We start from the raw sequence: 24342 nt of genomic DNA, 5'->3' as shown, positions 1-24342 counted from the left end.
GGGCCATGTGGTGTCAGACAGTCGCGCGGCCAGGTGTCGTTCGACGGCCGAAGCGCGGCCGAAGCGCGTCCGAGGGCCCGTCTGGGTCAGTCGACCAACGCGGTTTGCGCTTCGGCGCGCGAGGCCACGCTGCCGGCTGGGGTGAGGAGATCCTCCAGCTGCGAGGCGGGCACCGGTCCGGACAGGTAAAAGCCCTGGGCCTGGTCGCATCCGTAGCGGGCCAGCCCGGCGAACGTGCGGAAGTTCTCCACGCCCGCCGCGACCACGGGCACGGCGAGGCTGCGTGCCAGCGCCACCGTCGACGCGACGGTGGCGGCCGCCCGCGGGTCGTCGCCCATCGGGATCGCTAAGGACAGATCGAGTTTGAGTTCGTCGATGGGCAGGTTCTGTACCTGTGCCAGCGAGGTGTGAGCGGCGCCGAAGTGGTCGATGGAGATACGGATGCCCCGTGAGCGCAACCGGGCCAGCGCGGCGCTCGCGCGGTCGAGGTCGCTCATCACGCCGTCGGCGTTCACTTCCAGCAGCAGCAGGGCCGGGTCGAGGCCTCGCGCGTCGATCAGGCGGGCGAGGCGCGTGGGCAGGTCGGTGTCGAGCACCGCGCTCGCGGCGATGTTGACCGTGACCGATAGGTTCCGGCCCTGGGCCGCCCAGACCGCGGCCTGGTCAAGGGCGGCCTCGAGTACAACGTGGGTCAGGTCGCGCATCAATGCGGCGTCCTCGGCCAGACCGAGGAAGGCATCCGGCCGCAACATCCCCAAAGCCGGGTGATTCCACCGTACGAGCGCCTCGACGCCGCACACGGCGCCGGTAGTCAGATCGACCTTGGGTTGGTAGTGCAGAATCAGCTCGCCGCGGGTCATGCCGGTGCGGAGCTCCGACAGAGTGGGCAGTCCCGACCCGGCCGGCGAGTCATCGGGCGTGTTGTGTCGTCCAGTGGTCGAAGCCTTGGCGGCGTACATGGCGATGTCGGCCGTGCGTAACAGCACGCTCAGGTCGGTGCCCTGCTCGGGGAACATCGCGATTCCGATGGTCACGCCGCACCCGACCGTGTTGCCCTGCAGTTCGAACGGCTCGGCGATCACCGCTTTCATGGCTCTGGCCCTGGTCACCGCCTCGGCGTGGTCGCAGTCGCGCAGATGAATGGCGAATTCGTCGCCGCCGAGGCGGGCCAGCAGATCGCCGTCGCGCAGTTGGGCGCTCAGCCGCTGGGCGACCTGAATCAACAGCTCGTCGCCGATATCGTGTCCGAGCGTGTCGTTGACCACCTTGAATCTGTCCAGATCCAGTAGGAGCAGGGCACTGCGAGTGCTCTTGCTGGCGGCCAGGCGGGTGGGGAGGTCTGTGTTCAGTGCGCGCCGGTTGGGCAGCCCGGTGAGTTCATCCGTTGTTGCCTGGCGCAGCAGCACCAGCTGGCGGAAGGCGAGTGGGATCGTCGCCATGACCAGGGTTGTTCCGGCCAGGACCACCGCGAGCGTCGACACGGTGATCTGGCTGGCGAGCATCAGGATGACCAGCCCGATTGCGGTCGCCACAAGCGGTACGGAGAGTGCCGAGAGGCTGATCCGCGGAGGCTTCGACTCGCGCTCCGGCAGTGCGGTGCCGGCCACCCAGAAAGCGATCAGGGCATGAGCGGTGGCCCAGCCGGCATCCAGCGGGGTTCCCACCGTGAACGTGTCGGCAGACAGCTGTAGGGCGTAAATCGTATCGGCCGCGGTGAAAACGATCAGCCCGAGGGCGAAGAACCACCAGCGACGCCCGAAGTTCAGTCCTTGGAGGGATGCCATGCCGGCGATGGCCGCCACGATGAGCATGTCGAGGAAGGGGCTGAGGTACGCCACGACGACGCTCGAACTCTGCGGCCCGGCGAGCAGTGAATCGATCACGGGACCGAGAATGACGGCGAGCAGGGCAGCCGCACCCAGTGATCCCACGGCTGCGTCCAACAACACGGACCGCGTCAGCCCCGGAAGCTTTCGACGGGTGAGCACCAGGAGCGCTGCCAGCATGAGGGGGTAGAAGACGATGGTGCCGGCATCCGCCACGTAGGGGAATGTCGGAGCTGTTTCCGTGAGGAGAAAGGCGAGCCCGTACCAGGTGAAGCCGAATGCGCTGGCCAGCAGTGCCGCTGCGGCGAGCATGGTTTCAGGTCGTCGAAAACGGGTTCGTACCACGGCCACCACGCACACGGTGGAAGGGAGCCACGTGACGAGCAGTTGCAGAGCGCCGCGCGCCGCCAACGGGGCTGACTGCGGCATGAGCATGGCCGCAAGGAACGCGACGAGGACGATGCCCATCGTCCAGACAAGCCAGCCTGCCCGGCGGTTCGAGCTCGCGGCGCGGCCGATAATGACGCGCGATCGATGATCCGCACTCGAGGTTAACCGCATCGCCGCCCTTACTTCCGGGTCTCATCCTATGGTGCGACGACGCGTGATCGGGTGTTGGGATGGTCGCGAAGAGACACGGCGTGGAATTATCCGTTCGTGATGTGCACGGTGACGGCGTGTGCGGCGCGCCGCAGCCACGGGTCGGCGTCGCTCGCCCACCGCGCGAGGGCCGTGACGGCACGGGCGCGATTGGGCCCGCTCAGGTTTTGCACGAGGGGGAGCACCACGTCGTGGGCGAGTGGATCCACGAGTTCGGGCAGCCCGGCGCCGCGCAGAAAGCCTTCGATACGGGTGAGGTCCGTGTTGTCGAGTCGGGTCACGTGGTTTTGCAGCAGCACTATTGCCGCGAGGCGGCGCTCGAACACGGGAACGTTCCACAGCTCCGAGGTGAGCGCGGTCACTTCGTCGTGCGACATGTTCTTGTAGCGGCGGCCGAGGTCGCGGATGGTTCCTCGCACCGCCCCTACGGATGCGCCATAGAACTCCAGCGCGTCCCCGAACCGGGCTTCAGCGTCGGCCGCCCGCTCCCAGGTTGCTTCGTTCTGCAGCGTGCGATCCACGAAGTCGCCGGCGTCGCTCATGTTTCCATTCTGCAGGTGCTGATCGGCATCCCAGCATCCGGCGACGTCTCGCCGTGTCGCCGGGCGCCCGGCGACGACCGGCCTATTCGGTCGTCGCCGGGTGGAATGTCGGGCTTCTATCGCCGGTAGTGCGGACCGTCGTGGCCTTTCGGGGCGGGAACCGGCGGCCGCCCTCCTCGACGCGGTCTTCTCCTCGGGTCCACAATTCCCGGTGGAATGAAGTAGACCTCGTTGTTCTTCACGACGACGTCCCATCCGTCCCGATGCATTCTGTGGTGACAGGCCGTGCAGAGCATCACAATGTTGTTCATGTTCGTCGGCCCGTCATGCGCCTTGAACCAACGGATGTGATGCCCCTCGGTGTAGCTCGGCGGCCTATTGCACCCCGAGGTGGCGCACCCGCCGTCGCGTTCGGCGGCGGCAAGCTTCTGCGCCCGGGTGAAGAGTCGTTTCCCGAGGCCGAAGTCGAGAACTTCGCTGTTGCCGCCGAGGACCATCGGGATGATGCACGCATCCGCGGCCATCTTGCGCGCTGTTGAGGCGGAGATCGGCTGTTCGATGCCGTCGAGTTGCGCTTCGCCGAGACCCGACTGCAGGGATTCCAGCGTCATCCGCACGATCACCGTCGTGTGATCGAGCGGACCCAGCCCTTCCGTGCACGACAGAGCGTGGCGCACGATGTCGACGAAGGCGTCGAAGTTCAACTGCTGGATGGTTCGGCCGTCTCCAAGATTCTCGTGGCCGTCGCCGCACCCGTCCGGATCGTCTTTGGCTTCGAACCGGGGTTTGCGCAGCTCGGCGCTGACCATCCCATCGATCGCGGTGTCGAAGAACGCCGCCGCCACCGGGTCCGCGTCGAGCACATACCGTTTCATGCCGTTGGGCTGCACGATCCGCGTCAACCCCCGCCGCGAGACCAGGACTTCCTCGCGGGGTTCCACCCCGTCCACGTCGAGGGCGTCGCGGTAGCGCACCGCGAGCTTCCGCACCGAATCCACCGGGTTTGTAGCCGCGAACTCCACGAGCTCCTTCTCGGCCGTCACCAGGTCGTCGGTCGTGGCCCGCGGGGCCGCCTGGCCGAGGTTCGCCGTGATGAACAACGCCGAATCCACCGTCAATGCCCCCGCCATCAGCGCCTCGGCCACCTCGGGGTACTCCGGCGGCAGGTGCTCGCCGATCAGGCTCATCCGCGGCCGGATGGCCACCCCTACGCGCACGAGCCGACCGGCCTCGGCCATGGAAATATGGCCAATATCCGTCAGGGCCGCGGCGGCGTTGCGGTTTCCCGTGCGAGTGGAGATCCCCGAATCGTGTTCGAACCGGTCCTGCAGCTGACCGGCCACCTGCGCCCGCAGCGCATCCAGCTGCCGCCCGCTCGCAAACACCGCGTCAGCCACCTGCAGCAAACCCGCGTCGGTCATCCGCTTCAGGTCTAACCCGGCATTCGGCGCATCACCCGAGCCCACCCCACCACCCAGGGCGCGCAGGAACACGCTGGCGAGTGCCGTTGTGCTCTCTACCAGCGCATCCGTTGAAGTGGTCATAACTGAATTCTTCCAGCGACCACCGACATTCAGGCCCCTGAAACGGCCCTGATCGGGTATTTATGTGGAGAACTCACAAAGTTTTTGCCTGTGGAGGACGAGCGTCAGCTCAGCGGTCCGCTCACCAGCACCCCGGAGTCCGCGCGCTCCAACCGACCCGACTTGATCGCGCTGGTGAGTGCCGCATCGAGGAGCACTCCTCTATCGCCTGGCGCCCGCCGAACAACGCCCGCGCCTCCCTGTTCACCACGCCTGCCGTCAGGAGATATCCCCGGACAGGGTGTGAAAGCGAGGAGAATCGACGGCAATCCTAATCAGCCTAGGAGCCACGCGAAACATACAATACCGAGAATTCCCAGAATCATGCCGCCAATGGCGCTTCGCCGCCCGGCCGCTCGGGGCCCGAGGTCGATCAGCCCGAATGACTTTGACAGCCCGATGCTGGAAAAAACAATGCCCAGAATGCTGAGGATGGCGAACGGGTTGAAGATGAAACCGACGAGTGCAAGCACAACGCCGGTATAAGCCATCGGGTTGTTTCGACGCAGTTCGCGATCCTTCTCCTTGCGTGTCATCCGCGAGTTCGCAGCAGGCTGCGGCAGCTGGGCCGCGACGGGCCTGCGGGCCATCGGAACGTACTCTGCCGCCGTGGGCGTGACGAGTGCCTCGACCGGCGCGAGCCCCCGTGGAGGCGACTGCGGTGGTTCCGCCCAGGTGGTTCCGTTCCACCAGTGAAGCTGTGGCCCTCCGCTGGGGTCTGGATACCAACCGGGTGCTGGAGTGGTCAATTAAAAGTCCCTTGTTCTCGCGGCGGGTGCTTCGCCGTGCCCAGGCTAGTGGATCCCACCGCCGTGCCCCCCTGGTGAACCCACGCACGCGCCTCATCGGCCAACAGCTTGCGCGCCGCCTTGAGCTGCGGCCACGGGCGTGGCACATCGGTGAGGTTCAAGGGCGGGCTCCAACCGGCGAGCACGCCGATTTCGAGGGGGCGAAGCGCCGCGCCGTCGGGCTTCGCCCAGACGGCGAGTGTGAGGTTCTCCCTCATCCATTCGGTCAAGCGCGCGTCTCCGTCGGGCTCCACCTCGAAATTGGAGAAGTGACTGGGCTTCGCGGTATTGCGTGGCACGGCGTGCAGGCCGAGCGGATGCCGGAGAAGCGCGGCGAACGAACGTCGAACCGTCGACGACCCGGTCTTGCCGGTGGCGAAGTGCGTCTTGACATCCCGAGAGGCGAGGCTGCGCTCCGCCTTGCCGACGTACAGAGGCCCGTCGCGATCCTCGATCCCGAGCAGACGCCAGATCGCCGACTCGGCGTGCACGGCATACAGCCCTGCCCGATGGGGAACATGATCGCTCTCCGCGGCGATGCGCTGGCCACCGCCGCTGAGCGCGGTCATGGCGGCGGCGACGTGATCGGCTTCGCTGCCCATCAGCTCAGCGGTCCGTTCACCAGCACCCCGGAGTCCGCGCGCTCCAAGCGACCCGACTCAAGCCCGTAGAGAAGCGCCGCGTCGAGGCGCACGCCGATTGCTTCCGTCACCCGGCGCCCGCCGAACAACGCCAGCGCCTCCCGTTTCAGCTCGCTATCCTCCATGCCCGCAGCGGACGCCGCCGTGTGGAGCATCGCATTCGCGATCTCCACAAGCGACACGTGATCGATGAGTCGCACACCGCCGAGGGGCGTGCGCCGCGCCACGAGCCAGCTGGCCGGGTCGATCTCCGCCGGCCAATAGAACGGCTCGTCGGTGCTTCGCCGCAGGTCGGCGGGTACGCAGCGCAAGATCGCAGCCACCCGCGCCTGCGCTACCCGGTCGAGTCCGAACTCGCTCGCCACGAGCTTGGCCATGCGTGCGCTGTGCACGGGACCCTCGGCCGCAACCACGGCACGAATGCTCGCCTGCACCCGGGCGGATGAGCGCGGCAGCTCGTCGAGCACGCTCACCGACCCGCGGCGACTCGGCTGCCATTCCACGAACTTGACGATCAGCGGGTTGACCGGGGCGGCAACGGCTGTGCTCCGAGGCAGGGAACGGATGCCCGCCGCGGCCGGCCTCTTCGGCGTACTGACGACAGGCTCCGCCACCACCGCGGCAGCCGGTGCGGAATCACCCACCGGAGCGGAAACCCCCGCCGCCGCCGAGGCCACCGCCTCAGACAGGCGCGCCAGCGTCTCGTCGCGCTGGTGCAGCCATTCCGGCAACCACACGCGCTCCACGCTCGGCCAGCGCATCAGGCCCTGCAGCACGTCGACGGGCAGGCCGTCCCGGTCGGCGACCGTGCGGCGTGCGCGCCAGTTCGGTCCGTCGAGTAGTACGGCCACCAGTGGGCGGTTGGGCTCGGCGGCATCCGCGATGCTGATGTCCACGCGAAAGTCCGACAGCCCCACGTCGGTCTGAACGGCGAAGCCGAGGCCCCGCAGTTCGGCGGCGATATCGTCGCGGTGACGGTCGGTCACCGATTGGCGCCGCGCGTCATCGTGCATCACGGAGGCACCCTGGTCGGCCATCTCGAGGTAGGCCTTGAGGTGCTTGATGCCCACCGAGCTGGTGTCCTGGGCGCGCAGGGCCGCGGGGTCGAAGCTCGCGAACAACACGACCTGCCGCCGTGCGCGGGTGATCGCCACATTCAGGCGGCGTTCACCGCCCGCACGCGACAGTGGTCCGAAGTTGAGCGGCACGACGCCCTTGTCGTTCGCGCTGAACGCGATCGAGAACAGGATGCTGTCGCGTTCGTCGCCCTGCACGTTCTCGAGGTTCTTCACGAAAAGGCCGTCGGGTTCGTCGAGCGCGCGTTCGATGCGTTCGTCGTCGCTGTCGCGCAGCATGTTCTCGATCAGGTCGCGCTGTTGGGCGTTGAAGGTGATCACACCAACCGAGGGCGATTCCGCGGGCGAGGCCCGAAAGCGGCCCTGAACGTCCGTCACGATGGCGGTGGCCTCCACCAGGTTGGTGCGCAGGGTCTTGCCGCGGCCGCCACGCTCGAACTGTCCGTTCACCCGCACGAGGGAGACGCCGTGCCCGTCAACCGCGGCGCCCGAACCGAACGGCGCCGGGAACGATGACAGCCGACTCTCGTAGTAATAATGGTTGCTGAACGCGATGAGCGATTCGTCCTGGCTGCGGTAATGCCACGACAGCCACTTGCTCGCGACCCCCGCATGCACGCACTCGGTGAGAATCGATTCCTCGTCGACGACGACCTCCGGGGCCGTGTCCACCTCGTCGTCGATGCTCGCGCTCGCCTCGGCGAAGCTCGTCGGCGGCATCTGTTTGCTGTCACCCACCACCACAACGGATGCCGCGCGCCCCATGGCACCGATGGCATCCGCCACCCGAATCTGCGAGGCCTCGTCGAACACGACGATGTCGAACAGGTCGGCCTGCGCCGGGAAGAACCGCGCCACGGACTCGGGACTCATCAGCGTGCACGGCATCACCTGGGTGATGAGGTCGCCGTAGTTCTGCAGCAGGGCACGCACGCTCATGCCGCCGCGCTGTCGGTCGAGCTGGCGGCGCAGACCGCCCACCTGCCCCGAGAGCACGGTCGTGTCGAACCGGCGCAAGGCCAGTACCTCGGCCGGGATGGCGCGAGGCAGCTCGGCGCGCACGAGACCCGTGCTCGACGTGAACCGGCCGATGGTCTTGTTGTGTGCGGCCATGTTGAAATCTCCGAGCGCGGTGGCGTCTTCGCGCTCGACGATGGAGGTGATCGCCACGCCCTTGTCGAAGGCGAGGGCGGCATCGTCGGCGGGGATACGGCCGGCCAGCAGGGCGGCGCGCGCCTCGGTGAGGTTGCTGCGCACGAGGGGTTCGAGGTGACGCAGGAGGCCGAGCCAGCGTTCGAGGGCCACGGGCTGGGTCGCCTCGAGGTTGCGCGCGGCACGCGTCGCAGTCCACCGCGCGGCGAAGCCGAGGTCGCCGGCCCACAGCGTGAGGGTCGCGGGCAGGAGATCGGCCGCGGTGGTGAGCTGTTGCCACGCGTCGGCGAATGCTGCGAGCTCGCTCTCTCCCGCGTTCACGGCGCTCGCCGCGTAATACTCGCGCAGGTCTGTCACGTCCGCGGTGCCCGGAGGGTTGAGGGTGTCGCCGATCCAGCCGAGCCAGGTGAGATCGGCTGCCAGCTTCTCCGCCTGCTCGGTGATGAACGGGTTCCAGCCCGCGTCGACGAGCGGTGTCGGCAGCTTGAGCGCGGCGTCGCGCACTCTCGCGGCGGCCGCATACGAGGCAAAGAGGGCGCCGGTGAGTGTCGACAGGGTCTTGAGCGGCACGGATTCCGAGGCGATCGTGAGCTCGTCGGCAAAGAGCGCCAACACGGCGCGGCGCCTCTTCTTGCGCCCGAAGAACCCCGACTGATCGGCGGCGACGGCGGCGGCGTGAATGGCCGGCACATCACGAGCGAGCACGGTCGGCTTCACCGACGCAAGCCACTCGGGCCGCGACGCCGTCACGACCGCGAGTTCCTTCTCAATCGCCGAGATATACGTCTGCCAATCGTCGCGATGCAGGGCATCGATGATCGGCAGCGGGTAGCGCGGCGCTCCCGCGAGGTCGCTCCATTCGCGCATCAGGTCCGCGGAGTCGCAGCGGTTGAGCGCCTCGAGGCGGAACCCGGCTGCCTCGGCGGCGGTGAGTGCGCTGTCGAAGGCGCGGGCGGCCGCGTGGATCGGCGCGGCGTCGAGCGGGTGGGCCGCGCGCTCGTCCACGAAGCCCCACGGGTGCGTGGGGCTGGGGCGCGCCAGGTCGCTCACCTCGGGCAGGCGGCGCAGCACCTGGCGCAGCTCCGCGAAGGCCTCGGGGGTGCTGCCGGCGACGAGGGAGGCTGGGATGTCGAGGGCGGTCACGTCGGCATCCGCTGCGAGCTCGTGAGTGCGGGCGCCGTACAGCGACAGGCCGGCGGCGTTGGCCTCGTGCAGGCGATCGGCGTAGCGGGCGAGGCTTCCGCGGCTCGAGGACGCGGCCTCAACGTTGGTCTGCAGCGCGGCCGTGTCGGGCTGGATATGCAGGTCGAGGGCCGCCTTGATCTGGGCGCGCACCGCGGCCGGCCGGGCGCTCTTGTCGTGCAGGTCGAGGGAGAAATCGCCCAGGCCCACGCTCTCGAGGCGTTTCTTCACCACGTCGAGGGCTGCGCGTTTCTCGGCCACGAACAGCACGCGTTTGCCGGCGGCAAGCGATCGGGCGAGCAGGTTCGTGATGGTCTGCGACTTGCCGGTGCCGGGCGGGCCTTCAAGAACGAACGTGCGCCCATGCACGGCTTCGGCCACGGCCTCGAGCTGTGAGGAATCGGCGGGCACGGGCACCGTTCCGCCGAGCTCGTCGAGGTCCAGGGCGGATGCTCCGGTGACCGGGTCGGCGTACGTGGCGGTGGGGGAGTTGATCAGGTGCGACACCAGGCTGTTCTGCGAGAGGGTTTCCCAGTTCTCGTCGAGGTCTTTCCAGAGCCGGAACTTCGCGAACTGCAGAATCGACAGGTCGACGCTCTCCTCCACCCGAAACGGCAGCCCGGCGGCGGCGATGGACTCCCGCACAGCGGTGAACGCGGCGTGCAGGTCGATGCCCGATGCGTCCTCCGTGGGGTTGGACAGCCCCGGGATCTCGAGCCCGAAGCTCAGGCGCAGCTTCTCGAGCAGGCAATAGTTGGGCGTGGAGGCGCCGGCCTCGTCGATCGTGAGCTTGTAGGAGGTGCCGCGGCTGGCGCTGGTCATGTTCACCGGAATGAGCACGAGCGGTGAGCGCAGTTCGCGGTCGTTGAAGGTCCAGTGCAGCATGCCGAACGCGAGGTAGAGGTTGTTGGCGCCGGTTTCTTCCACGATCGTGCGGGCCTTGTTCGCCAGGTAGCGCAGCTTGCTCGTGTACGACGCGGAGGTGATGTCCACGAAGATGCTCTTCTTGTCGGCGAGCATCATCTCGCGCACGTCTTCGGGCAGGTCGCGCCCGAAGCGGATGCCGCGCACCTGGTCGATCTTCGGCACCGCGTCGGAGGGCACGAGCGTGACCGGTGTGGCCGCGCTGATCGCGTCTTCGAGGCGGGCCACGGCTGGTGCGGGAACGGCGAGGGAGTAGCCCGACCGGTCCGTGTAGTTGATGAGCTTGTTGCGCAGGCTCAGGTCGAGCAGGGCGTTTTTCCACTGGCTCACCCGGGTGGGCACCGTGGCCGCGTCGGGCGTCGCATCCGTCGCCGGTGTGCCGTAATAGGGGTCGATGGCGCGGCCGGCGGCCGGCTGGTACACCGTGACGGTGACCTCGCCGTCGGCCGCGTTTGAGCGGCTGGGCAGCGGAAAGATATGGCTTTCGCGGGCCTGGCGAATGTCGGTGACGCCGAGGAACTTGTCGAGACCGGCGGCGAGGTGCACGGTGTGCGGGATGCGGCGGGCCTCGGCGAAGGTCTTCGATTGGGCTCCGCCGGTGACGGACGTGGTCTCAATCAGTCCGATCACGCCGAGGTCGACGAGGTTCACGATGTCGGCGACGTCGGTGATCGCGATGGCGCCGAGCGAGGAATCGATGCGCCAATAGCCGAGAAAGATGTGGCCTTCGAGCAGCCAGAGTGTGGAGTTGAGGCCGGCCTGTTCGAGGGCGGCAGCGAGGGTCACGGTGGTGTCGAGGCAGGTGCCGAGTCGGCCCGCGAGAACCTCTTCGGGCGTGCGGATCTTCTGCCCGCTGTTGCCCCAGCTGGCCGGCGGTTCGGCGTAACGGATGTCGCGGGCCCGCATGGCGTCCCAGACGGCGGCGACGGTGTCGTCGACGCGCTGCCCGCTCTCGAGCTGGTAGCCCGACAGCGCGGAATCTCCCGTGCGCGTCTGGAGCAGGTCCGAGGCCTCGCTCAGCAGCGGCGCGATCGTGGCCGAGTTGGGCTGCACGTGGGCGGCGAGAAGTTCGAGGCCGAGGTGCAGGGGAGTGGCGACCCACTGGTTGTGGGCGAGAATCTGTACGTCAACGGATGCCTCGGCGAGCAGAGTTCCCGCGCTGTCGCGCAGGGTGGCACGAATCAGGCCCGGGCGCTGCTCCTCCACGGCGAGCATGCGCGCCGGGTCGAGGATCAGGTCGATCGCGCGCAGAATGGTGGACTGCTTCTCGCCGAGGTCGGCGAGCAACACCTTCGGGCCGCCGAGCGAGCCGTCGGCGGTGACCACGTCGACCTCAAGCGAGGCCCCGCGCGTCTCGCCGCCCAGGTTCTCGATCACGATCTCGTCCACAATGGGCACGCGGCAATGTGCCATCGCATAACTCAAAAACGGTACCGACTTAATGGTGAGCGAGGCTCGTTGGTCGAGCCTGTCGAGACCCGCCGCGCCCGCCCCAAGAACGCCACCATCCCGCTGGTCGAGCTTGTCGAGACCTCCCGCCGCCTCCGCTCCCGCCGGCACCGCCGCCACCACAGGCAACACACTCGCCTTAACCACCCCCATCGCATCCGCCTGCCCGTCAGCGCCCACCGCGCGCAGCAGCAGCTCCGCCGAATCAATCGCCCGATACGCCGTCTGCGCCGTGAACTCCTGGTTATGTGCCCACTGGTTCCGAACCTCGCGCAGCTCGCTCGCGTACGTCTGGCCCTGGCGCGGCAACTCCTGGTCAAAGGGAAACCCCAGCTCGCCAACCCGCTCGGTCATCGCGCGCAGCAGCAGCGACAGGTCCCGCGGCGAGTAGATGCCGCCGCGTCGCCCGGCGAGCTGATCCTTGCGCTCAAGCACGGTCGTCCACGACACTTCCGCCGGCAGCTTCGCTGCGAACACGCGCTCCACAAACGGTTGCAGCCCCTCGACCAGCAGCCCCAAGGCGTCGCCGACCTTCGCGTGGTAATCGATCTCGCTCACAGAATCCCCTTATTCCTTGCACCATTGCAGCGGTGACGACCTTGTCACCGCACCCCGTCCGTTCGTCGAATCGTGGCACGCACTGTGCCCGAGCCTATTCCCCGCGCTGGACTATTGCGCCGAAGCGCTAGCTGGTTGCAGCTCCAGGCGAAGATTCTCACCTCCCTCCGACTCCTCTCCAGCGAGCATCCTGACCAATCGAGTCCTCCATGACGTCACAGTCCCGACTGTCGCTTTTCGCCCTCGCGCGATGAGCGGGTCGGGGGCCCCGCCGTCCATGCTTCGATGGAGCTGCGTAAGATCGGATCGTGTTCACCGACGCGGCCCGAGGTCTGAAACATCCGACGCAAATCGACGAACGCCTGCGCATGCTTGAAGGAGTCGACACCGTGCAGCCGCTGCGAAAGTGGACGGCAGATTTGGTTGCCCGCCGCGGCGCTCGAGAACCGAATTTTCTTGTGCCGCATTTCGATCCGGCCGGGGCGGGTGTGGACGCCCGGGTGTTGTTCCTGCTCGAGGCCCCGGGACCGATGACTAACGCCTGCAACGCGCGGCCGGGCTCAGGATTCATCTCGGTCGACAACAACGACGGTACTGCGGCGACCGCCTGGACCCTGCGCAACGAGGCAGGTCTCCACGAAGGTGCGCTGCACTGGAACATGGTTCCGTGGTATCTCGGGGTCGCCAGCCGCAAACCGACCTCGAAGGAGCTCAAGCAGGGTGGCGGCGAACTGCTCACGCTCTTGTCCCTCCTCGGAGAGCTACGGGTAGTCCTGCTGTGCGGCCGAGCGGCGCAGCGCGGGTGGGAGAGGCACGTGGCGCCATTCATCGGCGACGGGCTGACTGTGATCGAGACGTGGCATCCGTCGCCGCTTGCGATGAATCAGGTTGGCAAGCGTGGTGCGTTGAAGGCCGCTGTCGAGCGCGCGGCTAAGATCGCGCACTCGACACGATAGATCGCTGGGATGCGACTTTCTGGTTGGAGGTGAGGTGCTCTCCTCCGTCGGACGGGAATCCACCTTCGCGACCAACTGCAAAGATGAACGACCTTGATAGTCGCCGTGATAGAACTGTGGACTTCAGCGGTCACCCGCAGCGGCGGCAAGCTCCGACCCGATGGCGCTGGCTAAGCTGGAATTACGCATCGACAGCTGAGCATATGGAGTGCACCTTTGAAGAAGAGAATAGATGTCGTGGGTGCTGTCCTCACTCGGGGCCATACAATTCTCGCGGCACGGCGTAGTTCGACAATGTCGCTGCCCGGTATGTGGGAGTTTCCCGGGGGCAAGATCGAGCCGAATGAGTCACCGGAGCGGGCGCTACTCCGTGAACTCGAAGAGGAGTTGCTCTGTACCGCAGAGATTGGTGAGCACGTCGAAACTACAGAGCACGAGTACGACTTCGGCATAGTCATCTTGACCACTTACTATTGCTCACTGATTGGGGTGGAACCGCGTCTGACCGAGCACTCAGAGATTCGGTGGGTGCAGGCGTCCGAGCTCGACCAGCTCGATTGGGCTCCTGCCGACATTCCCGCCGTGGAGCGAGTCATGAAGGACTTTCGGGTGTGAGCGCCACTAGTCGTCAACTGACAATTGACAACACCTTTGGCTTTCTTGACGCGCAGGTCAAGGCTGACCAGGTGTTCCACCCCATGCTCGTTTCAAACTCCGACGGCAACACTATGCTCCGAGCGATTCGTGATGAGCTCAAGCGCTCGAGGCACTTCGTGTTCTCCGTCGCATTCATAACGCCGAGTGCGATAGCGATGCTCAAACAGGCGATCCTCGATTTTCAAGGATCCGGCATCATCATCACCTCTACTTACCTGGGGTTCAACTCGCCGGCCGCGTTTCGTGAGCTCCTCAACCTCGATGGCATTCGCGTTTTCGTGCATCCCGACTCTGCTGCCGGGTTCCATGCCAAGGGTTATATTTTCGAGCAGGAAGCAACCACCACTGCGATTGTGGGTAGCTCAAACCTGACCGAACGTGCGCTCCTTCAGAACCACGAATGGAACCTTCGGTTTTCGGCACTTCCCGACGGCGACATCGTGCAGCAGCTCCACCGCGCTTCGCAGGCACATGTCGATGCCTCGGTTGCACTGGCAGAAGAGTGGATCGACGAGTATGAGCTGACCTGGTCGGCGCAGGTCCGTGAGCTTGCGTCCGGAAACAAGCGGATCGAGGAATCTTTCGATCTGCCGCCAAGTGGGGTCATTCTTCCAAATGCCATGCAGATCGAAGCGCTCGCAGAGATCGCGGCGCTACGCGACGCGGGAGAGAACCGCGGAGTGGTAATTTCCGCGACCGGGACTGGGAAGACCATTCTCTCTGCGCTCGACGTTCGCGCATGCGCCCCCAAGAGAATGTTGTTCGTCGTGCACCGCGAGCAGATCCTCGACCGTGCAATCTATGAGTTTAAGCGAGTGCTGGGAGCCCCGGACAGCGATTTTGGCAAATTTGTGGGGGCAAAACGAGAGATCGATCGTCGGTATGTTTTCGCCTCTATCCAGTCACTCTCGCGGCCAGAGAATCTTGCGGCGATTCAGCCTGATGCCTTTGACTACGTTCTGATCGACGAAGTCCATCGAGTCGGTGCCGAGAGCTACCGAAGGGTCATCGATCACCTGGAGCCGGCTTTCCTGCTTGGGATGACAGCAACGCCAGAGCGCACCGACGATTTCAACATATTTGAGCTGTTTGGCTACAACGTGCCATACGAAATCCGTTTGCAGAAGGCGCTGGAAGCGGACATGCTGGCTCCTTTTCACTACTACGGCGTCACCGACTTCCAGATGGAGGACGGTGAAGTCATCGATCACCTGACGGATCTCAACAGGTTGGTTGCCTCCGAGCGCGTTGACCATCTCGTGACGACAATCGAAAAGTATGGTCATGCAGGGATGACAGTTCGGGGGCTGATCTTCTGCAGCACGAACGCTGAGGCGGCAGAGCTTTCAGCGCTTCTCAACCTCCGCAAAGTTCATGGAAGCCGGCTTCGAACTCGCGCGCTCAGCGGGAGCGACTCGGTTGACGAGCGCGAGCTGGCTGTGCAGATGCTGGAACGCGGCGAACTGGACTACATAGCCACCGTTGACATCTTCAATGAAGGGATTGACATCCCCTCGGTCAACCAGGTGGTCATGCTCCGGCAGACGCTCTCGAGCATCGTATTCACTCAGCAGCTGGGACGAGGGCTGCGTAAGGCTGCGGGCAAAGCCCACCTGGTCGTGATCGACTTCATCGGCAACTACGACAACAACTACCTGATTCCCATCGCCTTGTTTGGTGACAGCAGCCTCAACAAGGATTCGATTCGCAAGAAGATAATCGATGCCCAGGAAGCCGGAGCTATTGCGGGACTCTCGAGCGTCAATTTTGACGCAATCTCGAGGGAGAGGATCTTCGCGTCTCTCGCGACAACAACTCTGGACAGTATGACGAACCTCAAGAAGTCCTTCGTCGAGTTACAGAACCGGCTGGGCCGAGCTCCGCTACTCCTCGACTTCGCCCGCTTCGAGCTTGTCGACCCTACCGTCATTGCGACAAAGCAAAGGAACTACTGGAGGTTTCTCAACAAGGTCGGAGCGATCGACGCGCGGGCGGGCGCATACGAAGAGTCAGTCTTGACGTTCCTCTCCGGAGAATTACTCAACGGCAAACGGCCCCATGAGCTGCTGCTTCTCAAAGAACTTCTGTCGCGGACTGGCACACTTGGGGTTGAAAAATTCAGGAGCATTCTCGAGCAGAGTGGGCTGACAGCCGATCCAGAGACCCTCATTTCCGTGCTGGCCGTGTTGAGCCTGTCATTCTTCACCGACGCGGAAGTCGCCAAGTACGGAGCCGCACCGATCGCGACCCTCAGGGACGGCGCGTACGACCTCAGCGAGAAGTTTTTGACTGCGTGGAACGACGAGCCGATCTTCCAAGACCACGTCTGGGATGTCTTGGAGACAGGGCTGTATCTTGCTCGACACCGATACAAGTGGACCGGCGAGCTTGAGGTGGGCCAACGATATTCCCGCAAAGATGTTTGCCGACTGCTCAATTGGAAGTCGAACCAGCAAAGCACGATTTACGGATACAAGGTCGACTTTGACTCGAACAGCTGCCCCATTTTTGTCACGTATCACAAGGGGTCCGAGGTCTCCGAGAGCACGCAGTATGAGGACGAGTTTCTCAACCCGTCAACGTTGACTTGGTTCACCCGTAGCAGGCGCACTCTTGCGAGTCGAGAGGTGCAAGCGATTGTTGACAACCAACTTCCGCTCCACGTGTTCGCAAAGAAGGACGATGCAGAGGGAACCGACTTCTATTACCTCGGCAGGGCGACATCTCAAGGCGCCCGCCAGACGAAAATGGATGGAGATAGCGGGAGCGGGCTTGATGTCGTCTCAATGACGCTGGATCTGGAGAGCCCGATTGAATCCAGCCTCTACGAGTATTTTGCAGCCCGAGCTTTGGGCGTCTAATTCTGAGCCTGCACGCGAACGTTGTGGGAGTAGACGTATAGGTGCCCATGACGCCTATGTAAGGCAGGCGCGTCTGCCCCGTCGCTACAGTGAGACGACCACCTCGTCCGATTTAGGAGCATCAAGCCCGCACACGGCTTCGCCGTCATCGACTTCGAGACGACCGGGCTGTTCCCGGGCGGTCACGACCGCGTCATTGAGGTCGCCGTCGTGTATGTCAGCGCCGAAGGTCACGTCGAAGGTCAATGGGAGACGCTGATCAACCCGGGCCGCGACCTCGGGCGCCAAGACATCCACCGCGTACGCGCTGCCGACGTCATGAACGCTCCCACTTTCGACCAAGTCGCCGGGGAACTTGTCGCGCTGCTGGACGGCCGCGTCATCGTCGCCCACAACGCCGGCTTCGACACCCGATTCCTGCTCGCCGAACTCGCCCGCGCCGACCATCCCGTCATCGGCCCGGTGATTAGCCTCTGCACCATGCAGCTTGCCCGCGACCTGCTCCCCGGCACCGGCCGGTCACTCGCGGACTGCTGCGCCGCCTACGACATCGACCTCACCGGCGCCCACCGCGCCTCCGTCGACGCCTACGCCACCGCCCAACTGCTGGCCAGCTACATCGCCAGCGCCGCCGACCCGAGCATCCGGGCCGACTCGCTCGAGCGAGCAGCCGACTACCGCTGGCCGAGCATGTCAGCAGCGACGCGCCCGTGGTATCCGCGGCCCGACTTTGCACGGGAACAAACGGCATCCACTTTTCTGGCACGCATCAGCACCCGCCTACCCGAAATTACCGGGCCGGCCGAGCACCAGGACTACCTCGCGCTGCTCGATCGTTGCCTGCTCGACCGGCACCTTTCCGCCCATGAAGCCGAGGCACTCGTGCTGCTCGCCGCCGACCTGGGCCTCAGCCGTCATCGGTGCGAGCTTCTGCACAGTGAGTACTTCACCGCCCTCGCCCGAATCGCCTGGTCCGACGGTATTCTCACCACGGATGAGATGGCTGACCTCGTCGACGTCGCCAACTTGCTCGACATTTCAGCCGATGCGCTCGACGCGGCCCTCGACCAGCCGGACCCGTCGCCCGTCGTCGTGACCAACGCGCACTTTGAACTACACCTCGGTGATCTTGTTGTGCTCACCGGCGATATGGCCCGGACCCGCAGCGACTGGGAGTCGGAACTCTTCGGCCGTGGCTTCGCCCCGAAAAGCGCCGTGACCAAGAAGGTGGCCTTGTTGGTCGCCGCCGACCCTGACTCGCTTTCGGGCAAGGCCCGAAAGGCCCGGGACTACGGAATCCCCATTGTCGGAGAGGCCGCTCTGGCCCGACTGGCGAGTTCGTTTCCGCTGACGCGGTAGGCGATTCGCGGCCAGTCGGCACGCGGGGGCACCGACCCGCCGACGACACCTGACCAAAGAAGGCCAAGATCGGAACGACCGGCACGCGCCCCTTGCCGTGCAGGCAGATCTGGGTATCAATCGACTACAAGAGTGCGGGAAAGTGGAGACGACGACGTCGGGAGCTGCTCATGTCGGGTAAAGGCACACAGGATTCGCCGAAAGGGTCGGGCCGGGGCGGCGCGGATCAGCGGCGGGCCTCGTCGTCGGGCGCACCGCCGGAGCATCCGGAGAAGATCCGCAACGTCGCCCTGGTCGGGCGGTCGGGCGCCGGTAAGACCATGCTCGCCGAAGCGTTACTCGCGGCCACCGGGGCCATCACGCGGCTCGGCTCGATCGTGGGCGGCAACACGGTGAGCGACTCGGACCCGTCCGAGATCCACCAGCAACGATCCGTGACGCTGTCAGTGCTGCCGCTCGCGGTCGGTGAGATGAAGGTGAACCTGCTCGACACCCCAGGCTACGTCGATTTCATCGGCGACCTGCGCGCCGGGCTGCGGGCAGCGGATGCCGCACTCTTCGTCGTCTCGGCCGTCGACGGCGTCGACGCGGCCACCACCGCGCTGTGGGCGGAGTGCGAACGGATCGGCATGCCGCGGGCCGTCGTGATCAGCCGGATCGATCATCCGCGGGCCGACTACGAGGCGGTGCTTGCGGCGTGCCAAGACGCCTTCGGCGCGTCGGTGCTGCCGCTGTACGTGCCGATCCGCAACGCCGGCGCCATCACCGGGTTGTTGGGTGTGCTGTCCGGCACCGTCTCGGAGTCCGGCGCGGGCGCGGTTCAGCCGGCGCTGCGGCCGGCCACCGACGCGGAACGGGCCGACGCCGAATCGGCGCGGGCCGCGCTGATTGAGGGGATCATCGCCGAGAGTGAGGACGAAACCCTGCTGGAGCGCTACCTCGGCGGCGAAGACATCGCCCTCGAGACACTGATCGCCGATCTGGAGATCGCCGTGGCGCGCGGTTCCTTCTACCCGGTGCTGGCGACATCCGCTGAGACCGGGGTGGGCCTGACGGAACTGCTGGAGGTACTGACCGGTGCGTTCCCCTCGCCGGTGGAGCGCGCGCTGCCATCGGTGACCGACCTGGACGGCAAGGCCGTGCGGCGGCTGAGCTGTGATCCCAACGGACCGCTGGTCGGCGAGGTGGTGCGCACGACCATCGACTCGTTCCTCGGTCGGGTCTGCCTGGTGCGCGTCTTCTCCGGTACCCTGCGGGAGGATTCCCTGGTGCACATCGGCGGCCACGGGCTCACCGACCGGGGCCACCAGGATCACGACAGCGACGAACGCGTCACGCATCTGCAATCCCCGCTGGGGTCCACCCTCCGGCCGGTTCCGTATTGCGTGGCGGGGGACATCTGCGCGCTCACCCGGCTGACGAGCGCCGAAACCGGCGACACCGTGAGCGACCGGGAGAAACCGTTGCTGGTCGAGGCGTGGGAGATGCCGGAACCGCTGATGCCGGTGGCCGTGCAGGGCGTGGCGCACGGCGATGACGACGCGCTTGCCAAGAACCTCGGCAAGGTCGCGGCCGTCGACCCGACGCTGCGGGTGGAACGCAACGACGAAACCCACCAGCTGGTGCTGTGGTGCATGGGCGAGGCGCATGCCGAAGTCGTGCTGGACCGGCTGCGCGCCCAGGGAGTGAACGTGCAGACCGTTGACGTGATCACCCCGCTGCGGGAGACGTTCGCCACTCCGGCAACGGCCAAGGGTCGCTACGTGAAGCAATCCGGCGGCCACGGACAGTTCGCGATCTGCGACATCGAGGTCGAACCGCGGGAGCGCGGGGCCGGGTTCGAGTTCGTGCACAAGATCGTCGGCGGCGCGATCCCCGGCCACTACATCGAGTCGGTGGAGAAGGGCGTGCGAGCGCAGATGCAGCGGGGCGTGTTTGCGGGGTTCCCGGTTGTGGACATCCGCGTGACCCTCGTGGGCGGCAAGACGCACAGCGTCGATTCCTCGGATGCCGCGTTCCAGGCCGCCGGAGCGCTCGCGTTGCGAGAGGCCGCGGCGACCAGCCGGATCCAGCTGCTCGAACCCGTCTCGGCGGTGACGATCAGCGTTCCCGACGCCCACGTGGGCCCGGTGATGATCGACCTGTCCACCCGCCGGGCCCACACGACCGGCACCGTGTCGGTCGGCGGCGAGCGCACCGAGATCAGCGCCGAGATTCCGGATGCCGAACTGCTGCGGTACGTGATCGACCTCCGCGCCCTGACCGCGGGCAGCGGGCGATTCCGGCGCAGCTACCTGCGGCACGACCCGGTGCCGGCGAAAACGGGGTCTTCGGCCGTGACCGATTGAACGGCCGGCCCGTGCCCGGGCGGCGGCCGTCGTTTGGGCTGCAGGGTCGGGGTAACAGGTTCCGCTACACACACTGACGAGGAGCGATCGACAATGAGCACAGTGACCTGCGACATCGGGGTCTCCACCGACGGCTACGCGGCCGGCCCGAACCAGAGCCTGGAGAACCCGCTCGGTGACGGCGGCGAACGGCTGCACCGGTGGATGTTCGAACGGCCCGCCGAGAACGCCGCGGAGATTGCGGCGATCGTGGAGGCGGGCGCCTACATCATGGGCCGCAACATGTTCGATCCCGGCCGCGGCGAGTGGGACATGGAGTGGAAGGGGTGGTGGGGCGATGATCCGCCGTACCACGCGCCGGTGTTCGTGCTCACGCACCACCCGCGTGCGCCGCTGGTGATGGACGGCGGCACGACGTTCTTCTTCGTCACCGACGGCATCCACTCGGCGATGGAGCAGGCCCGCGCGGCCGCGGGGGAGAGGACGGTGTCGATCGCCGGCGGGGCCTCCACCGTGCGGCAGTACCTGTCGGCCGGGCTGATCGACGAACTGCGGCTGCACATCGCCCCCGTGGTGCTGGTCGCCGGCGAGCCGTTGCTGACGGGGCTGGACGACCTCAAGCTGGAACCGGTCAGCTCGGTGGAGAAGGAGCTGGTCACCCACGTCACCTACCGGGTCGTGCACTGAGCGGGGTTCGCCCCGCCGGAAACTCCTCTGTCGATGGTCTCGAGTCCGCCGCAGGCGTCGGCTCGGCGGTCCTGGTGCCCGGACGTGATGACAATCCACTTGCGCCGGGCGCTACGGTTGGCGAGCCAAGCGCAATCCCACCATGCAATCGAAAGCGAATAATCACAATGGAAACAGCTGCAATCACCACGTGGACATTTGTCTCTGAAGTTGCCATTCCGTCGGATATCGAGCCGATGCTCGTCGCCGGTGAACACGCGGTTGCCGCCTATAAGACCTTTAGAGATAGCGCGGTTTTCACCAATAAGCGCCTCATCGTGCGGGACGCCCAAGGAATTACTGGCAAGAAAGTGGAACTCTACTCGTTGCCGTATTCCGGCATCAATATGTGGTCATCGGAGAATGCCGGCACTCTCGATTTCAATGCCGAAATCGAGCTATGGACTCGCGCCGGGCACATCAAGATCAATGTGGGAAAGAAGGTCGATGTGCGCAAGCTCGACAAACTGATTGCTGAGGTTGTGCTGAACGCGGACTAAGGAGCCTCAGGGCTCGACCCACGCATCCGCTCCTCGCACGACAGTAACTGGGCGCTCATAAAACTGTTCGCTCGGAGGCCAACCATTGGCATCCGACTCATGTCATGGGGGCGACGGCAGCACACGCCGGGTCAGAGGTCGACGTGGATCACGACCGCAGCGGTATCGCCGACTGCGAGGCCCTGCTGGGCGCGCACCGCCTTTTTCACGGGAAGGATGTAGGTGTCGCGCGTGCTGTCGGGGAAGACCGACGTGGTCCACTCCGTGTCACCGATCGACACCGCGACGGGAATCGAACCGAAACCTCGGCGCGGTTTCGTGGACCGCTCGCGAATCTCGTCGGTCACATCGGTCGGCAGGCTGAGGAACACCCAGGATGTGGACGATGTCCACTCCCACAGCACGGCGTCAAAACTAAATGTCACCATCCCGCGAGCGTACCGACTCGTGTCGGCCGAGCGCCACCCGCGAGAACCGGCCGCGGGCATCCGTGGGAGCATGACGCATGCCCAATTTCGTGAGCGAGATCGTGTACCAAACCGTGCAGCAGGACAACGCCTGGTCGCTCACGGGCGGGGGATGGCTTGTGCTGGCCCTAGTGAACGCGGGCCTGGCCGAGCAGAAGAACCGCGCGCGGCTGGCCTGGTTTCTGAGTTCGCTGCTGCTCGGGCCCATCGCCACGTTCCTCATCGTGGTGTGGGAGCCGGTGACGGATCCGCCGCCCGAGCCGTTGCACGTGTTCTCGCGACTCGAAGACCGATACCTCACCCTCGCCTTTCTCGCCGCGGTGCTCACGTTGGGCACGGTGTTTTTCGCGATGGTGGTGGGCAGCTGGTACCTGTGGGTGGCCGGCAGCATCCTCGCCGGGCTCCTGGTGGTGTTCATCGTGCGCTATCGGCGGGCTCGCGCGGAGCGACGACGGGTGGCCCGAGCTCACGTGGATGTCGCGTGAGCGCCGCGGGCACGGACGTGGGCTACTAAAACCGGGGAAATTCGCTACACGCCGCCGCGGCGGGCAACGGATGCGGCGTGTCGCCGAAAAGACGGGTTTTAGCCGGGCGCGACCGCGGCCGACGGGAAGGTCGGGAATCAAATCACCCCGGGTCGACGTTGCCCCAGTCATGAGAGCCATTGTGTACAGCCAGACCGGTGACCCGTCCGTGCTTCAGCTCGCCGATCGGCCGGTGACCGAACCCGTGGCCGGTGAGGTGCGGGTGCGCATCGTGGTGAGTGGTGTGAACCCCACCGACTGGAAATCGCGCCGAGGCTCGGCGCCGGGGCAGGCGCTCGCGTTCGACGACGTCGTGCCCGGTCAGGATGGCGCCGGCATCGTGGAAGCCGTCGGCACCGGCGTGCAGCACGTCGGCGTGGGCGACCGGGTGTGGACGGCGCTCGCCGCATACCAGCGCGCCAGCAGCGGCACCGCCCAGGAACAGTCCGTGCTGCCCGCCGAACGGGTCTTCCTGCTGCCGGCCGAGGCCAGCTTCGACCAGGGCGCGAGCCTCGGGGTGCCGGCGATCACGGCGTACCGCGCGTTGACCGTGGCCGAAGACGGACCGGACCGACTGCATCCCGGCGCCCTGGCCGGCAAAATCGTGCTCGTGGCCGGTGGGGCCGGCGCCGTCGGGCACGCGGCCATTCAGCTGGCCCGCTGGGCCGGGGCAACTGTCATCACGACCGTGAGCGGGCCGGCGAAGGCGGCGCTGGCCACCGCGGCCGGCGCGCAGCACGTGCTCGTGTACTCCGACGCCGACATTGTCGACCAGATTCGCGGGATCGCACCGTATGGCGTCGACCTCATAGTCGAGGTCGCCCCGGCGCAGAACGCTCCGCTCGACCTCGCCGTCATCCGCAACCGCGGGTCGATCGCCGTGTACGCCAACAACGGCGGCGACCAGGTGACGCTCGACGTGCGCCGGCACTTCAGCCTCAACGTGCGCTACCAGTTCGTGCTGCTCTACACGGTGGGCGCCGACGTCATCCAGGCGGCGGCCGCGGCCATCAACGCCGCGCTCGGTGACGGCGCGCTCGCCGTGGGGGAACAGGCCGGGCTGCCCCTGCACCGTTTCGACCTCTCGCGCACCGCGGATGCCCACGCCCTCGTTGAAAGCGGAGCGGTCGGCAAGGTTCTGGTCGACGTCACGGCCGAGTAGGGGGGCCTCGGCGACGAGGTCGGCGGCATCCGGTTGAGCCTAGATGTCGACGATCTCCTTGCCGAGCGGCATGAGTGACACCGGGATCAGCTTGAAGTTGGCAATTCCGAACGGGATGCCGATGATCGTGATGCATAGCGCGATGCCGGAGATCAGGTGCTCGAGGGCGAGCCACCAGCCGGCGAGCAGCACCCAGATGACGTTGCCGAGGAACGACCCGACACCGGCGCTGGGCAGGGCGACCACGGTTTTGCCGAACGGCCAGAGGGCGTAGATGCCGATGCGCGCCGCCGCGATTCCCCAGGGGATGGTGACGATGAATATGAACATGATGAGCGCCGCGAGCATGTAGCCGAGGAAGAGCCAGAAGCCCGAGAGCACGAGCCAGATGATGTTGAGGAGGGTCTTCATGATGGTTCCATCATCTCAGGTTGCGGTGCGCGGTCGTCGGGCCGTCGGTG

18 protein-coding genes and 1 pseudogene are annotated in these 24342 nt (G+C 65.9%); 9 read left to right on the top strand and 10 right to left on the bottom strand.

Annotated elements, in window-relative coordinates; genetic code table 11:
* Nucleotides 1-86: 86 nt before the first annotated feature.
* The 7 genes and pseudogenes from AC1MB9_RS10240 to AC1MB9_RS10210 all read right to left on the bottom strand — a co-directional run bounded on the left by AC1MB9_RS10240 (nucleotide 87) and on the right by AC1MB9_RS10210 (nucleotide 12321).
* Nucleotides 87-2294, bottom strand: a complete 2208-nt coding sequence (locus AC1MB9_RS10240) for a putative bifunctional diguanylate cyclase/phosphodiesterase (RefSeq protein ID WP_479961852.1) — start codon at nucleotides 2292-2294, stop codon at nucleotides 87-89.
* Between the two features lie 179 nt (nucleotides 2295-2473).
* Complete coding sequence (locus AC1MB9_RS10235) at nucleotides 2474-2968, bottom strand: DNA alkylation repair protein (protein ID WP_479961851.1); 495 nt, start codon at nucleotides 2966-2968, stop codon at nucleotides 2474-2476.
* A 116-nt stretch (nucleotides 2969-3084) separates the two neighbouring features.
* Entirely contained in the window at nucleotides 3085-4512 is a 1428-nt protein-coding gene (locus tag AC1MB9_RS10230; protein ID WP_479961850.1) for a DUF222 domain-containing protein, read from the bottom strand.
* 314 nt (nucleotides 4513-4826) lie between these two features.
* Nucleotides 4827-5141: a hypothetical protein gene (locus tag AC1MB9_RS10225; protein ID WP_479964678.1), complete on the bottom strand. Its 315-nt coding sequence runs from the start codon at nucleotides 5139-5141 to the stop codon at nucleotides 4827-4829.
* Between the two features lie 69 nt (nucleotides 5142-5210).
* A pseudogene (locus AC1MB9_RS10220) lies at nucleotides 5211-5300 on the bottom strand (DUF2510 domain-containing protein); the annotation flags it as partial.
* Entirely contained in the window at nucleotides 5297-5941 is a 645-nt protein-coding gene (locus AC1MB9_RS10215) for a GIY-YIG nuclease family protein (protein ID WP_479961849.1), read from the bottom strand. The gene AC1MB9_RS10215 and the pseudogene AC1MB9_RS10220, both read right to left, overlap by 4 nt.
* Nucleotides 5941-12321: a DUF3320 domain-containing protein gene (locus tag AC1MB9_RS10210; RefSeq protein WP_479961848.1), complete on the bottom strand. Its 6381-nt coding sequence runs from the start codon at nucleotides 12319-12321 to the stop codon at nucleotides 5941-5943. The genes AC1MB9_RS10215 and AC1MB9_RS10210 overlap by 1 nt, the downstream gene beginning before the upstream one ends.
* 308 nt (nucleotides 12322-12629) lie before the next feature.
* On the opposite strand from AC1MB9_RS10210, the gene AC1MB9_RS10205 reads away from it, so the two are divergent.
* The 3 genes from AC1MB9_RS10205 (at nucleotide 12630) to AC1MB9_RS10195 (ending at nucleotide 16795) form a co-directional block, all read left to right on the top strand.
* Nucleotides 12630-13277: a uracil-DNA glycosylase gene (locus tag AC1MB9_RS10205; protein WP_479961847.1), complete on the top strand. Its 648-nt coding sequence runs from the start codon at nucleotides 12630-12632 to the stop codon at nucleotides 13275-13277.
* Nucleotides 13278-13493: 216 nt separating this feature from the next.
* Nucleotides 13494-13892 carry a (deoxy)nucleoside triphosphate pyrophosphohydrolase gene (locus tag AC1MB9_RS10200; RefSeq protein WP_479961846.1) on the top strand — a complete coding sequence of 133 codons (399 nt, stop codon included), beginning with the start codon at nucleotides 13494-13496 and terminating at the stop codon, nucleotides 13890-13892.
* Nucleotides 13889-16795, top strand: coding sequence for a DEAD/DEAH box helicase (locus AC1MB9_RS10195; protein WP_479961845.1), 2907 nt, complete (start codon nucleotides 13889-13891; stop codon nucleotides 16793-16795). The genes AC1MB9_RS10200 and AC1MB9_RS10195 overlap by 4 nt, the downstream gene beginning before the upstream one ends.
* An 84-nt stretch (nucleotides 16796-16879) precedes the next feature.
* Here the strand turns inward: AC1MB9_RS10195 and AC1MB9_RS10190 are convergent, their stop codons facing one another.
* On the bottom strand, nucleotides 16880-17041 hold the full coding sequence (locus AC1MB9_RS10190) for a hypothetical protein (protein ID WP_479961844.1): 162 nt from the start codon (nucleotides 17039-17041) through the stop codon (nucleotides 16880-16882).
* Between AC1MB9_RS10190 and AC1MB9_RS10185 the strand changes: the two genes are divergently transcribed.
* From AC1MB9_RS10185 to AC1MB9_RS10170, 4 genes are all read left to right on the top strand, one after another.
* On the top strand, nucleotides 16964-18154 hold the full coding sequence (locus AC1MB9_RS10185; RefSeq protein ID WP_479964623.1) for an exonuclease domain-containing protein: 1191 nt from the start codon (nucleotides 16964-16966) through the stop codon (nucleotides 18152-18154). The genes AC1MB9_RS10190 and AC1MB9_RS10185 overlap by 78 nt on opposite strands.
* 170 nt (nucleotides 18155-18324) lie before the next feature.
* On the top strand, nucleotides 18325-20502 hold the full coding sequence (locus AC1MB9_RS10180; protein ID WP_479961843.1) for an elongation factor G-like protein EF-G2: 2178 nt from the start codon (nucleotides 18325-18327) through the stop codon (nucleotides 20500-20502).
* A gap of 93 nt (nucleotides 20503-20595) precedes the next feature.
* The gene (locus tag AC1MB9_RS10175; RefSeq protein ID WP_479961842.1) at nucleotides 20596-21189 is read left to right on the top strand and encodes a dihydrofolate reductase family protein; all 594 of its coding nucleotides are present in this window, start codon (nucleotides 20596-20598) and stop codon (nucleotides 21187-21189) included.
* A gap of 167 nt (nucleotides 21190-21356) precedes the next feature.
* Nucleotides 21357-21728: a PH domain-containing protein gene (locus tag AC1MB9_RS10170; RefSeq protein WP_479961841.1), complete on the top strand. Its 372-nt coding sequence runs from the start codon at nucleotides 21357-21359 to the stop codon at nucleotides 21726-21728.
* 131 nt (nucleotides 21729-21859) lie between these two features.
* On the opposite strand, the gene AC1MB9_RS10165 is transcribed toward AC1MB9_RS10170, so the two are convergent.
* Complete coding sequence (locus AC1MB9_RS10165; RefSeq protein WP_479961840.1) at nucleotides 21860-22156, bottom strand: DUF1905 domain-containing protein; 297 nt, start codon at nucleotides 22154-22156, stop codon at nucleotides 21860-21862.
* Nucleotides 22157-22233: 77 nt separating this feature from the next.
* Here AC1MB9_RS10165 and AC1MB9_RS10160 point away from each other — a divergent pair, with 77 nt between their 5' ends.
* Both AC1MB9_RS10160 and AC1MB9_RS10155 read left to right on the top strand, forming a co-directional pair.
* The gene (locus tag AC1MB9_RS10160; RefSeq protein ID WP_479961839.1) at nucleotides 22234-22680 is read left to right on the top strand and encodes a hypothetical protein; all 447 of its coding nucleotides are present in this window, start codon (nucleotides 22234-22236) and stop codon (nucleotides 22678-22680) included.
* A gap of 169 nt (nucleotides 22681-22849) precedes the next feature.
* The gene (locus AC1MB9_RS10155) at nucleotides 22850-23881 is read left to right on the top strand and encodes an NADPH:quinone reductase (protein ID WP_479961838.1); all 1032 of its coding nucleotides are present in this window, start codon (nucleotides 22850-22852) and stop codon (nucleotides 23879-23881) included.
* A 39-nt stretch (nucleotides 23882-23920) separates the two neighbouring features.
* On the opposite strand, the gene AC1MB9_RS10150 is transcribed toward AC1MB9_RS10155, so the two are convergent.
* Complete coding sequence (locus AC1MB9_RS10150; protein ID WP_479961837.1) at nucleotides 23921-24292, bottom strand: YccF domain-containing protein; 372 nt, start codon at nucleotides 24290-24292, stop codon at nucleotides 23921-23923.
* Nucleotides 24293-24342 lie beyond the last annotated feature (50 nt).

Source organism: Cryobacterium sp. AP27 (assembly GCF_056680495.1).
This window is presented reverse-complemented; position numbering and strand designations above follow the sequence as displayed.